The organism is Methylomonas sp. BG-2 (assembly GCF_057766305.1).
This window is the reverse complement of the sequence record NZ_JBYMAP010000008.1, coordinates 23,268-35,494: the sequence shown is the minus strand read 5'-3', so window position 1 is coordinate 35,494 and position 12,227 is coordinate 23,268. Positions and strand designations below refer to the sequence as shown.

12 protein-coding genes are annotated in these 12,227 nt (G+C 59.0%); 4 read left to right on the top strand and 8 right to left on the bottom strand.

The genetic code is table 11. The annotated features are described in order from the left end of the window. Together AC3B8H_RS01735 and AC3B8H_RS01730 are read left to right on the top strand one after the other, a co-directional pair. The coding region (locus AC3B8H_RS01735; RefSeq protein ID WP_488439892.1) for a membrane fusion protein of tripartite multidrug resistance system at window positions 1–999 on the top strand (999 nt) is incomplete at its 5' end. Between the two features lie 271 nt (window positions 1,000–1,270). Beyond that, window positions 1,271–1,687, top strand: a complete 417-nt coding sequence (locus tag AC3B8H_RS01730; protein ID WP_488439891.1) for a hypothetical protein — start codon at window positions 1,271–1,273, stop codon at window positions 1,685–1,687. Between the two features lie 261 nt (window positions 1,688–1,948). Here AC3B8H_RS01730 and rpsI read toward each other — a convergent pair whose 3' ends face one another. Both rpsI and rplM read right to left on the bottom strand, forming a co-directional pair. Next, complete coding sequence (rpsI, locus tag AC3B8H_RS01725; RefSeq protein ID WP_064029605.1) at window positions 1,949–2,338, bottom strand: 30S ribosomal protein S9; 390 nt, start codon at window positions 2,336–2,338, stop codon at window positions 1,949–1,951. Between the two features lie 15 nt (window positions 2,339–2,353). Beyond that, window positions 2,354–2,782, bottom strand: a complete 429-nt coding sequence (gene rplM / locus AC3B8H_RS01720) for a 50S ribosomal protein L13 (protein ID WP_488439890.1) — start codon at window positions 2,780–2,782, stop codon at window positions 2,354–2,356. Window positions 2,783–3,365: 583 nt separating this feature from the next. On the opposite strand from rplM, the gene AC3B8H_RS01715 reads away from it, so the two are divergent. Continuing rightward, entirely contained in the window at window positions 3,366–3,878 is a 513-nt protein-coding gene (locus AC3B8H_RS01715) for a copper resistance protein NlpE (RefSeq protein ID WP_488439889.1), read from the top strand. Window positions 3,879–4,076: 198 nt separating this feature from the next. On the opposite strand, the gene AC3B8H_RS01710 is transcribed toward AC3B8H_RS01715, so the two are convergent. From AC3B8H_RS01710 to def, 6 genes are read right to left on the bottom strand one after another with little or no spacing between them, the layout of a single operon-like run. Next, window positions 4,077–5,438 carry a sigma-54-dependent transcriptional regulator gene (locus AC3B8H_RS01710; RefSeq protein ID WP_488439888.1) on the bottom strand — a complete coding sequence of 454 codons (1,362 nt, stop codon included), beginning with the start codon at window positions 5,436–5,438 and terminating at the stop codon, window positions 4,077–4,079. Continuing rightward, complete coding sequence (locus AC3B8H_RS01705; protein WP_488439887.1) at window positions 5,435–7,591, bottom strand: sensor histidine kinase; 2,157 nt, start codon at window positions 7,589–7,591, stop codon at window positions 5,435–5,437. Before AC3B8H_RS01705 ends, AC3B8H_RS01710 begins: the two co-directional genes overlap by 4 nt. After that, entirely contained in the window at window positions 7,573–8,208 is a 636-nt protein-coding gene (locus AC3B8H_RS01700; RefSeq protein WP_488439886.1) for a DUF4390 domain-containing protein, read from the bottom strand. Before AC3B8H_RS01700 ends, AC3B8H_RS01705 begins: the two co-directional genes overlap by 19 nt. Beyond that, the gene (rsmB, locus tag AC3B8H_RS01695) at window positions 8,183–9,475 is read right to left on the bottom strand and encodes a 16S rRNA (cytosine(967)-C(5))-methyltransferase RsmB (RefSeq protein ID WP_488439885.1); all 1,293 of its coding nucleotides are present in this window, start codon (window positions 9,473–9,475) and stop codon (window positions 8,183–8,185) included. Before rsmB ends, AC3B8H_RS01700 begins: the two co-directional genes overlap by 26 nt. Next, entirely contained in the window at window positions 9,472–10,398 is a 927-nt protein-coding gene (fmt, locus tag AC3B8H_RS01690; RefSeq protein ID WP_488439884.1) for a methionyl-tRNA formyltransferase, read from the bottom strand. The genes rsmB and fmt overlap by 4 nt, the downstream gene beginning before the upstream one ends. A gap of 11 nt (window positions 10,399–10,409) precedes the next feature. After that, a complete protein-coding gene (def, locus tag AC3B8H_RS01685) occupies window positions 10,410–10,916 on the bottom strand; it encodes a peptide deformylase (RefSeq protein ID WP_488439883.1) in 507 nt (168 codons plus the stop codon). Between the two features lie 259 nt (window positions 10,917–11,175). Between def and AC3B8H_RS01680 the strand changes: the two genes are divergently transcribed. Further along, window positions 11,176–12,210, top strand: coding sequence for a LysM peptidoglycan-binding domain-containing protein (locus AC3B8H_RS01680; protein WP_488439882.1), 1,035 nt, complete (start codon window positions 11,176–11,178; stop codon window positions 12,208–12,210). Window positions 12,211–12,227: the final 17 nt, after the last annotated feature.

Here is a 12,227-nt window from a genome sequence, read left to right as displayed (position 1 = left end):
CATGTGATCGGGGTTGAGGCGCAAACCGCCGGTACCGTGGTGGAAATCCTCGCCGAGGACACGCAAGCGGTGGCGGCCGGTCAGTTGTTGCTCAGGCTGGATGGCCGGCATGCCGAAATCGGCCTGCGCCAAGCCGAGGCGGAGGTGGCGGATACGGTGCGGCGAATCGCGGCATTGGCGGCGAAGCGGGAAACCTTGCACCAACGTTCGGCGGCGCGTGGCGCGGCACTGGCAGCGGTTCGTCATGACCTGAACCGCATGCGTTTGGCGCTTGACGAGGGTGCCGTATCCGATCAGCAGGTGCAAAATGCGGAGGATAAAATCCGGGAGCTCGAGGCGGCGGAGTTCGAAGTTGGCGCGGAGCAAGCCGAATTGGTGGTGCAACTCGGAACAACGGATATTGCGGAGCATCCTGCCGTCGAGTTGGCCAAGCAGCGCTTGCGCCGAGCCTATTTGGAGTACCGGCGCCGAGAAATCCGCGCGCCTATCGCCGGTGTCGTCGCCAAGCGCAAGGCAAGGGTCGGCGATAGCGTTCAGCCCGGCACGCCATTATTGAGCATCGTAGCTGTGGATCGTTTGTGGGTCGAGGCCAATGTGCCGGAAAATCGCATCGCCGGTATTCGGCCGGGTCAGCCCGCTGAAATTCAGGTCGATGCCTATCCCGGCCGTCTGTATCACGGTCGCGTGGAGGGTTTACTGCCGGGTACCGGTAGTGTGTTTGCTTTATTGCCGACCGATAATGCGACCGGCAATTTTATACATGTCGCCGAGCGGGTGCCGGTCCGGGTGGTCATGAACAGCGTGGAACTGGCCGAGCAGCCGTTACAGCCGGGATTGTCGACCTTGACTCGCATCGAACTGCTTGCCGATGATCGTCAACATTCCCGGCAATCGCTGGTCGATACGACTGCCGTTGAATATAAAACGATGGTTTACGACGACGAGTTAGCCGGGGTAGCAGAGGCGATTACCGCGATTGTCGCCGCCAATCGGCGTTAGCAATGGATGGGATTCAGCGTGATAAGGGTATCGGGGGGCAAAAGGGGCGCCGGGCAGACTGATGATTGGTCGAGTGTCGTTGCTGGAGTTGCGGACCGGCCCGACTTTGTTGGCTTTGGCACAATCTAGAGTTCGCGGAAAACTCGGATTTTGGCCGGAAATGCTTGGCAATGTCGGGCCGCAACGGTGGGTTTGCCTGATTTTGAATGCAGCCGACGACCTGGAACGGCTTTTGCTGGATGACGTTACCATCCATTATCGAGAGTGCGCCATGACCCTACATATTGCTTCCATGATGCCTGATCGCGCGCTGGAAGACAGCGCGATCGCCAAGGCCATTACCAAAGTTGCCATCGATCTGGCCGGACTGCGCGAGCACCATTTGCAAAAGCGCATGCCGGTCCTGGATGTTGTGTTTATGTTGCCGAGCCGGGTCGAAAAGGCCGATTTTGACGGCTTGCGTTTGCATTCGTTCGACGAGTCGATGCAGGTGTTGCGGATCGAATCGGCGGTACCCGAGAAAATGGTGGCGTCGTCGCACGCCGAGCGTTACGTGGTCGCGGTGATGCTCGATGCCATCGACGCCGCCAGCGAATTTTTCGCCGAGAGAAGTATTTTGTTCGACGCGCCCGAACATCTGGCGCTGGTGGTTGCGCTGTTTCCCGATCGGCAACACGCTATCAATTAGCAGGTGCTCGGCTAAGCTAGTCTTTAGACTGGCTCGCTCTCGCTACCCGCGGTCATCGCTATTGGCGATTGGCTGTTGATTTGGGAGGGTGTCGAGTCAGTTCGACCCGTTTGCTTCAGGCTGTCGGCTTGGCCGGAAACAGTGTTTAGGGTTGGGAGCTTAGTGCTGGCGGACGCGGATTTGAGGTCGGAAGCCAGTTGTCCTAAGTTCGGAGGCACAAAAAAAGCCGCTTTCCAGCGGCTTTTTTTTCGGTAAAACCGATTAACGTTTCGAGTATTGCGGACGTTTTCTGGCTTTGTGCAGACCGACTTTTTTACGTTCGACGACGCGGGCGTCGCGAGTCACGTAACCGGCTTTACGCAGGGGCGATCTCAATACTTCGTCGAATTCGATCAGAGCGCGAGCCAAACCGTGTCTGATGGCGCCGGCTTGACCGGACGGGCCGCCGCCGCTAACGAGGATGTTGACGTCGAAGTCGGCGGTTTTGCCCAACAACTCCAGGGGTTGTCTGGCAATCATTTCGTCGGTTTTGCGACCGAAATATTGCTCAACAGGGAGGCTGTTGATGGTGAATTTGCCTGAGCCGATGGTGGCGTAAACGCGCGCGACCGAGCTTTTGCGACGACCTGTTCCGTAGTACTGAGCTGCCATAAACTATCTACCTGCTTAGAATTCTAAAACTTTGGGTTGCTGAGACTGATGATTGTGCTCGGCGCCCGCGTAAACTTTCAATTTTTTGAACATCGCCCGACCCAATGGATTCTTAGGCAGCATGCCTTGTACCGCGGTCGTGATGATACGGTCCGGGAAGGTTTGTCTCAATTTGCCCAGCGAAGCAGACTTCATGTTGCCTATGTAGCCGGTGTGGCGATAGTACATTTTGTCTTTTTCCTTGTTGCCGGTCACGCCGATTTTCTCGGCGTTAATGACGATGATGTAGTCGCCGGTGTCGACGTGCGGCGTGTATTCGGGTTTGTGTTTGCCGCGAAGACGGCGTGCAATCTCAGTAGCAAGGCGACCTAATGTCTTTCCTTCCGCATCGATCACGTACCAGTCGCGCTTAACTTCCGCGGGCTTTGCACTAAATGTTTTCATTATTTGCTTCTCAAAGGTTGAGGCGGTCTATAAAAACCCGGAATTCTACTGAAACGTCAAGCCAAATTCAAGTTTATTTGGGTTTGAATACCGACGCTTAACCGCGTGCTTGCATTTTATTGATCGCAAGTCCCCGCCACGAGGCGTGCGTAGCGATAGTCGTCATGCCGGATTGTTATCCGACCGGATGGAGAGTCTGGGTGGGTGGTGTCTTAACGTAGCGGGGTCGGGTGACGATAGTCATATGGGGTTAGCGACATCATATCCTACCAGCGGCGGTGTTTGGCTTGGACAATGTCGAGACTGTCCGTTTCACGCATCATCGGGTTGTCCGACTGTTCGCGAGCGGCGGCACGAATCCGGTATTGATATCGGCGATTTGACTGGTAGTCTTGCCGAAGGTCCGACGCTGTCAAAATCGGCCACCTCGGGATACTATACCGCACCGTTGAACGGCCCGGCTTTCGATCAGCTTGGGAGGGTGCCTATCCGCCGGTGTATCATGGGCCGCAAGAACGATCACTTAACGCACAGACCAGAAAAATCGCTTATGCAAACATTGAACAGAATAATGACAAAAAATGTGAGATGGATTTTTTTCGGCGCCTGCTTGGCTTCGTTTAACGTCGCCTGGGCCGAATCCGATATGCAACTGCAGGAAAAAGCCCTGAAGGCGCGTGAGATGAGTCGCCATCAGGAGCAAGGCGTCGATCATACCGCCCATGCCGCGCCGGCCGAGGAAACCAGCGGGTTTCGCGGTGTGTTCTACGGTTATTTGCCGTGCAAGGAGAAGGATTGCGACGGTTTTAAAATGACGTTGTCGCTGAAACCCAAAAGCAATTATCTGTTGGTGACCCAGTATGCGCGCGAATCCAGCCGGGAGTATTACGACAAGGGTAAATACGCCTGGGACGACAAATCCGGTACCTTGTCGCTCACTTCAAAAAAAGATGCGTCGGTGCGTCAATTCACGATTCAGGACGACAGCACGCTGGTGTTGCTGAACAGCGACGGCAAGCCGATGGCCGGCGATCAGGACGACTATACCTTGCGCCGCAGCGACAAAGCCAAATCCCGCGAAGTGCATATCCATTAACCCGCAAGACGAGATTATCGGCCGAAGAAACCGGCGCGCTTTACTTGACCGCCGGGTCTCATTGACTCGGCGAAGTTCGTCGGTGCGGTCCGAATTCGTCCTGGTCTCGCCGGTTAGTTAAGGTGCCCAACTAACGCTGGAGGATGCGTTTTGCCGGCATGATCCTGGCGGACGGCGTCGGTGCGGGCCTGTTTCGGCTCACAGCTTGATCTTCAGGGAATGTAGCTTGCGGTACAAATGGGTGCGCTCCATGCCGATCGCCGCCGCCAATTTGGCGACGCTGCCGCCGGTCTTTTCGAAGTGGTATTCCAGATAGGATTTTTCGAAGTGGTCGCGAGCTTCTTTTAGCGGCAGATTGAAAAACTCCGGCACGTTCGAGCCCAATTTGGGTTGTTCGGCAATCGAGCCGAGCGCGGTCTTGACTTCGTCCAGCTCGATGTCGTCGCCGGCGCCCAGGATCATTAAGCGTTGCACCAGATTGCGCAATTCGCGGACGTTACCCGGCCAGCTGTAGTTGCGTAGATAATTTTGCGCGGCCATCGAGAAGCGCCGGAACGGCAGTTTCTCGTGCATCACGAAATGGTCGACGTAGAAATTCAGCAGCGCCGGCACGTCTTCGCTGTGATCGCGCAACGGCGAGATGTCCAGCGTCACCACGTTCAGCAAATAATACAAATCCTGGCGGAACCGGCCGCTGTTGACTTCCTCGTCCAGCGCCATCCGGGTCGAGGCGACGACGCGCACATCCACCCGCACCGCCTGACTGCCGCCGACCCGCAGGAAGGAGCTGGATTCCAGCGCGCTGAGCAAGCGGGTTTGGGTTTCCGGGTCCATGCCGCCGATTTCGCCGAGAAACAAGGTGCCGCGATGGGCTTGCTCCAGCAGGCCGCGATAAATCCGGCCGTTATCCTCGCGGCCGAAAAATTCGACCGCGGCGTTTTCCGGCGAGATACTGCCGACCGAGACATCGACGAAGGGGCCGTCGCGCCGCGAGCTGGCGTTGTGCAGATAGCGGGCGTACATTTCCTTGCCTACACCGGCTTCGCCGACGAATAGCACCCGGGCGTCGTGCTGGGCCAGACGCTTCAGTTTGTCCTTGGTGCGCTCGACCACGGCGCTCTTGCCGACCGGCTCGACCGTGATCATCAGTTGCTGTTTCAGACCGGCGTTTTCGCGCTGCAACGAGCTGGTTTCCAGCGCCCGCTCCACGATCAACAGCAATTTGGCCAGAGACAAGGGTTTTTCCAGAAAGTCGTAGGCGCCCAGCCGAGTGGCTTCGACCGCCGATTCCACCGAACCGTGGCCGGACATCATGATGACCGGGCATAACGCGCTGTCTTCGCCGACCCATTCGCGCAGCAAGGTGATGCCGTCGCTGTCCGGCATCCAGATATCCAGCAATATCAGATTGGGCGGACGTTGGTTTTTCAGCTTACGGGCTTCGGTGGCGTTTTCGGCCATCGCGACCTCGTAACCTTCGTCTTCCAAAATTTCCGATACCAGTTGACGAATGTCCTGCTCGTCGTCGACGACCAAAATAAAGGGCGCTTGCTTGTTCATGAAGGGTTCCCGAATTCAAAGACCGGCAGTTGGATGATGAAGCCGGCCCCGGCATTATAAGACGTATCCACCCAGATCACGCCGCCGTGTTCCTCGATAATTTTCTTGACGATGGCCAAGCCCAGGCCGGTACCCTTGGCCTTGCTGGTGACGTAGGGCTCGAAAATGGTTTCGATCTGCTCGGCGTTCAGGCCGCTGCCGTTGTCGTACAGGCTGAGTTCCACGTATTCGGCGTTGTTGCGCACCACCTTGGCGATCTTGATCGCCACCCGGCATTGTTCGGGGGTCGCTTCCTGCGCGTTCTTGATCAAATTGTGCAGCACTTGGCGAATGCTGACCGGGTCGGCTTCGACGACGACTTGCTGATTCTTGAAATCGGTGTCGAATTTGATGCCGAACGGCGTGTATAGCGCCAGCACTTCCTGGATCAATTCCAGCAAATTGATTTTCTCGACTTGTTTCTTTGACGGCCGGGCGTACTCGGAAAAATCGTCCACCATCCGCTTCATCGCTTCGACCTGCTGGACGATGGTGCGAGTGCCGCGCTGCAGGAATTCGGCGTCGGCGTCGTCGAGCTCCTTGGCCAGTTTATGTTGCAGGCGCTCGGCCGACAATTGGATCGGCGTCAGCGGATTCTTGATTTCGTGGGCCAGGCGCCGCGCCACTTCGCCCCAGGCCGCGTTCTTTTGGGCCTGAATCAAGTCGGTGACGTCGTCGAACACCACGACCGCGCCGGTGCGGCTGCCGTCTTGCTGAAACAGCGGCGTGCCGCGGCACAGCAACTCCTGGCGGCCGTTGGGGCCGAGGAAGACGATGCGTTGCTCCCAGATGTCGTCGGCTTTTTCGAGTAAGCGCTGGATCGCGGTCAGCATGTCGGCTAGCTCGGCATGGTTGGCTGCCAACTCCGGCAAGGTTTGGCCGACGAAATGGCTGACCGGAATGTGCAAAATCCGGTAGGCGGCTTGATTGGCGGTGCGGATGTAGTAGCGAGCGTCGAAGCTGATCACGCCGGCGGTCAGATTGGCGAGGATGGTCTCCAGGTAGGCGCGTTGATTTTCCACTTCCAGACCGGCGGCGCGGGTTTCGTCGCGGGAGCGGCCGATACGCCGGGTCATCTGGTTAAAGGATTCGACTAGAAAACCCAAATCATCCTGGCTCATCACCGGCAGTTGCTGTTGATAGTCGCCCTCGGCGACGGCCTGGGTGCCCTTGACCAACTCCTTGACCGGCGCGACGATGTTGCGGATGCTGATGAAGGCCACCCAAATCGCCGCCAGCAGGCTCAGCAACAGCACCAGCAGCAGAATCAACGAGAAACTGGTTTTCAGCGAGTCGCGTAGAAAATTCATCTGCTGGTAGCGAATGAAGGCGAACTCGATCGAGTCGGCCAAATCGGTGACCCGCAGCGGAATCGGGTAGAGCACCTGCAGGTAGCGGCTTTGATCCGGTTCCAACGAGACGATGATGCGGACCAGCATGTCGTCGTTGTCGCCGGGATCGAACGCGAAGTATTGCTTGTTTTGGCGCAGTTGCAGCCAGATCTGTTCGTCCGGCATGTGCGGCAGAATGTCGCTGGGATTGACGCTGCTCGACGCCAGAATTCGGCCTTGGTTGGTGAAGGCCGCCAGCTCCAGCGCGCCGGATTCGGCCCACAGCGAGCCGATTTCCAGCGCGATCAAATGCTCGGACTTGCCGCGCAATTGGTCGGCCATTTGCTGGGTTTGCTTGATATGCCAATTCATCCGTTGGGTCAGCGACGACTGGCTCAGTTCCAGCGCGTCGTCCATCGCCCGGTCGATTTCGACGTTGAACCAACTGTCGATGCCTTGATGCAGGAATTGCACCGAAAAATAAAACACGATGGCCGCCGGCGCCAGCGCCAATAACACGAACAGCGACACCATCCGGGTGGTCAACCGGGAACCGGCTTCTTTCTTTTTCAGTTCTCGGACCAGCGAGTAGGCGTTGACGACGACCAAGCCCAGCAGGATGATCGATCCGAGCGTATTGATGACCAGCAGCCAGGAATACATTTCGCCGAGTTCCGACGATTCCTGGCTGGCGCTGCTCATCAATTGCAACAGCAACAAGACCGCGCCGAACAGGATGACGATCAGGGCGCTGGCCGGCAGTTTTATTTTGGGATTGACCATAAATACCAGTCGCTGGACAAAAACCATCGATGGTCCAGATAGGCCATCGGGCGGAGCGGAATCGGCAGGGCTTCGCGGTCGAAACGGGTTTTTACCGCGAGCTGCAATTGCGCCGTGTCGAGATTTGCGCCGGGCGGCGCCACGTCGGCGGCGATTGACGCCATGAAGGCCAGCGCCGCGCTCAGGGTCAGGAACATTTCGCTGCCGGCATTTTCTGTCTCGACGGCGTATTGATTCAGCAGCGCGTGAAATTGCAGGGTATAGCGCAGTTCCCGGTTGTAGAGGGTTTCGTCCCACAATGGGCCGGGACGGCGCAATTCGAGAATGACGCGCCAAGTCAGCGGCACGCCTTTATGCAACGCTTCCTTGGCGGTGGGGCTCAGCCGATATTCGATTTGCACGCCGGCCGTGTAACCGCTTTCGCCGGTTTGCCATTGTGGGTAGCCGATTCGGGCCGAGTAGTCGCCGGCCGTGGCGGCGGTCGGTAGCGATAGGGTGAGCGTCAGCCAGATCAACGCACGCAAGCGGACCCAAGGGTGGCGGAATCGCCGGTTTTGGTCGCGATCTTCAATCCAGCCGCCTGGCGCGGCTTCAACTGGTTTTCCGCAGCTTGGCATAGTAAAAGCCGTCCATTTGCCGGTCGCCGGTCAGAATCTGCCGGCCGTGCGGACGCGCCAATCCCCAGTGCGCGGCGATGGGTAGTTCGACGGCCTCCGGGTGATCGGCCAGGAAACGCGCGATTTGCGCTTCGTTTTCCCGCTTTAGAACCGAACAGGTGGCATAGAGCAGGATGCCGCCGGGCGCCAACAACTCCCAGACGGCGTCGAGGATTTGCGCTTGCAACGCGGTCAGCGCCGCCAGATCGGACTCGCGGCGCAGCAGTTTGATGTCGGGATGGCGGCGAATCACGCCGAGGCCGGAGCAGGGCGCATCCACCAGAATCCGCTCGAATCGGCGGTCGCCGGCCCAAGCGTTGGGGCGGGTGGCATCGGCGGCCAGCGTGGTTGCGCTCAAGCTCAGGCGCGCCAGATTGTCGTCGACCCGTTTTAGACGCGCCGGGTCGATGTCGATCGCCAACACCTCGGCCGTGGGCTGCATTTCCAGGATCGCCGCGGTTTTGCCGCCCGGCGCGGCGCAAACGTCGAGCACGCGCTGGCCGGCTTGCACATCGAGCAACTCTGCGGCCAGTTGCGCGGCGGCATCTTGCACCGAGACGCGGCCGTCGGCGAAACCGGGCAGTTGTTCGACCGACAAGGCTTGATCCAAGCGCAGCGCGGTCGCGCAACCGTCCACCGCTTGGGCGGCGATGCCGGCGGCGGCCAGTTCGTCCAGATAGGCACCGCGTTCGCCGCGCCGGGTGTTGACCCGCAACATCATCGGCGGGGCGTGGTCGTCGGCGCTGAGCAGGCGCGGGTAGTGGTCCGGCCAGTCGGCGGCGAACGCGGCGATCATCCAGGCCGGATGGTTGGAGCTGGCCTGTTCATCGGCCGCGCAGGCGGCAGTCAGGGTTTCGGTGTCGCGCAGATATTGCCGCAGCACGGCGTTGACCAGATTCTTGGCCCAGGGTTTGTGGCTGGTGGCGGCGACGGTTTCCGAGACCGCCGCGTGCGGTTTGACCCGCATGTGCTGCAGCTGGTACAAGCCGACCAGCAGCAAGGCCTTGATGTCGGCATCCTTGGCTTTCAACGGTCTGGACAGCAGTTTGCCGAGCATGAATTCCAACGCGAAATAATGGCGGATCACGCCGTAACAACAGGCTTGGACGAAGGCCTTGTCCTGATGGTCCTTGATTTTCGGTAGGCCGGCATCAAGCGCGGCGGTTAACGAAACGCCGTCGGCGAGGACCTTGGCGAGTATCTGCGCCGCGCAGCCGCGAAGGTTCATGATCCGAGCACCGCGCCGTCGGCCGGATGGGCGTTCAGAAAGTCGCGGGCGGACAAACGCTTGCCGCCGGGAAGTTGCACTTCCAGCAGCCGCAGGGTACCGGCGCCGGTGGCGACGTCCAATGCGTGCTCGGCGCAATCGACCGTTCCCGGCGCGCTGCCGGGCGCTCGGGCTACCACGCTGGCCCGCCAAACCCGCAACACTTGGCCGTCGAACGTGGTTTGCGCGACCGGCCAAGCATTCAGGCCGCGAATTTTGCGGTCCAATGCGTCGGCCGATTCCGACCAGTCCAGGACCGCTTCGGTTTTGTCGAGTTTGTGGGCGTAGGTGACCAGGGCTTCGTCCTGGGGTTCCGCGACCACGCTGCCGGCGGCGATTTGATCGACGACCGTGACCAAGCCATCCGCGCCCATCAGCGCGAGGCGGTCGTGCAGTTCGCTGCTGGTGGCCGTCGGGCCGATCGGACAGGCGGCCTTGTACAACATGTCGCCGGCATCCAGCTTTTTGACGACTTTCATGATCGTGATGCCGGTTTCGGCATCGCCGGCCATCACGGCGCGGTGGATGGGCGCCGCGCCGCGCCAGCGCGGCAGTAGCGAGCCGTGCACGTTGATGCTGCCGAACTTGGGGATGTCCAGTACCGCTTGAGGCAGGATCAAGCCGTAGGCGACGACGACCAACAAATCGGGTTGCAAGGCCGCCAGCGCTTCAATCGCGCCGGTTTGTTTGAAGTTCTCGGGCTGGTGGACCGGAATTTCGTAGCCCAAGGCCAGCGCTTTGACCGGGCTGGCGGTCAGTTTACGGCCCCGGCCGGCGGGGCGGTCGGGCTGGGTGTAAACCGCGACGACCCGGTGCCGCGAAGCAATCAGCGCTTGCAACGTCGGTACCGCGAAATCCGGCGTGCCGGCGAAAACGATGTTCATCGGAAAGTCCTTTAATTGCCTTGAGACTTGTGGATTTTGTCCAATTTGGCTTTGATCCGGTTGCGTTTGAACGGGGACAGGTAATCGACGAACAGCTTGCCGAGCAAATGGTCCATTTCGTGTTGTATGCAGACGGCCAGCAGATCCCTGGCTTCCAACTCGAAGCTTTCGCCGTCGCGGTTTAGCGCCCGGACCTTGATGTGCTCGGCGCGGCTGACTTTTTCGAAAAAGCCGGGAACCGAAAGGCAGCCTTCCTCCGATTCCTCGACGCCGTCGCGCTCGATGATTTCCGGGTTGATCAGGCAGATCGGCTCGTCCTTGTTCTCGCTGACGTCCAAGACCAGCACGCGCTGGTGCACGTTGACCTGGGTCGCGGCCAGACCGACGCCCTTGGCGGCGTACATGGTCTCCAGCATATCATCGACCAGGGTTCTGATGTTGTCGTCGACCTGGTTGACTTCCGCGGCGACCGTGCGCAGGCGTTTGTCGGGAAATTCCAGGATCTTAAGAATACTCACCCATTGCTCCAATTAATTGTATCGATAAGCTGGCGATTTTATCCGAAATCGGCTCGGCTTTGAATGTGAACCGGGGATGGTCGAGGCGGGCGAGCCGGCTTGGGACTGGCATTCCAACGCAAATCATCTAAACTGTGCGCCGTCATCCATCATCTTGCCGTGCGGCGCGGCCGACAAATTTCACGGTGGCGGAGTCGGCTGATTTTCGGATTCGGTTTTAATTTTGTCGCCATTGCGGTCGGCTTTTTCAGGACTTCCTATGTTTTCGCGCACCTTACCGGCAGTTTTGCTATTTCTGGCTCTGGCATGCGCCGCGGTTCGAGCCGACGAGTTGCAAATCAATCCGAATCATCCCGACCAATACACCGTCGTCAAAGGCGACACGCTATGGGACATCTCCGGGAAGTTCTTGCAACATCCCTGGCAATGGCCGGAACTATGGCGCAACAATCCGCAGATCAAGGACCCGCACTGGATTTATCCGGGCGATACGCTGTATTTCTCCTATGTCAACGGCGTGCCCCGACTGAGTTTGACACCGCCAGGCGGAGACGAAAAAGTGTTGCCCAAGGTGCGAGAATCGGCCGTGGACCGCGCGGTGCAGATGATCCCGAGCGATGCCATCGTCCAGTTTTTGAATTCGCCGAAAGTGGTCAGCGCGGAGGAGCTGCAAAACGCGCCGTACGTGATCGGTTTTGTCGGCGAGCATTTGATCGCCGGTGCCGGCGACGGCATTTACGTGCGAGGCATCGACGAGCCGCAAAGCCTGGGATATACCGTTTTCCGGCAGGGTAAGCCCTACGTCGACCCGCTGAGTCAGGAAATTCTCGGCTACGAGGCGCAATTCGTCGCCGACGCGACTCTGCAGAATATTGGCGATCCGGCCACGTTCGCGGTTAACAAGTCGGATACCGAGATTCAACGGGGCGACCGTTTGATGCCGACCGCGGCCGGCGAAATGGCTTTGAATTACTTTCCGCGTCCGCCGGAAAAACGGGTGGTCGGCAGCATCATTCGGGTCATGGGTGGTGTATCGCAAATCGGTCAGCATGATGTCGTGGTCATCGATCGGGGCAGCGCTGACGGTCTGGAAGCCGGGCATACTCTGGACGTATACCGGCGCGGTCAGATGATTCTGGATCGCTATCAGTCTCAGCAACCGGTCGCGGTGAAGATGCCGGACGAGCAGGCCGGCGTGCTGATGGTGTTTCGGCCGTTCGAGCGGGTCAGTTACGCATTAGTGATGAAGGCGACCGCGGCGATGCACACCTTGGATCGAGTGCAAACGCCTTGACAACAGGTCGTCGCATT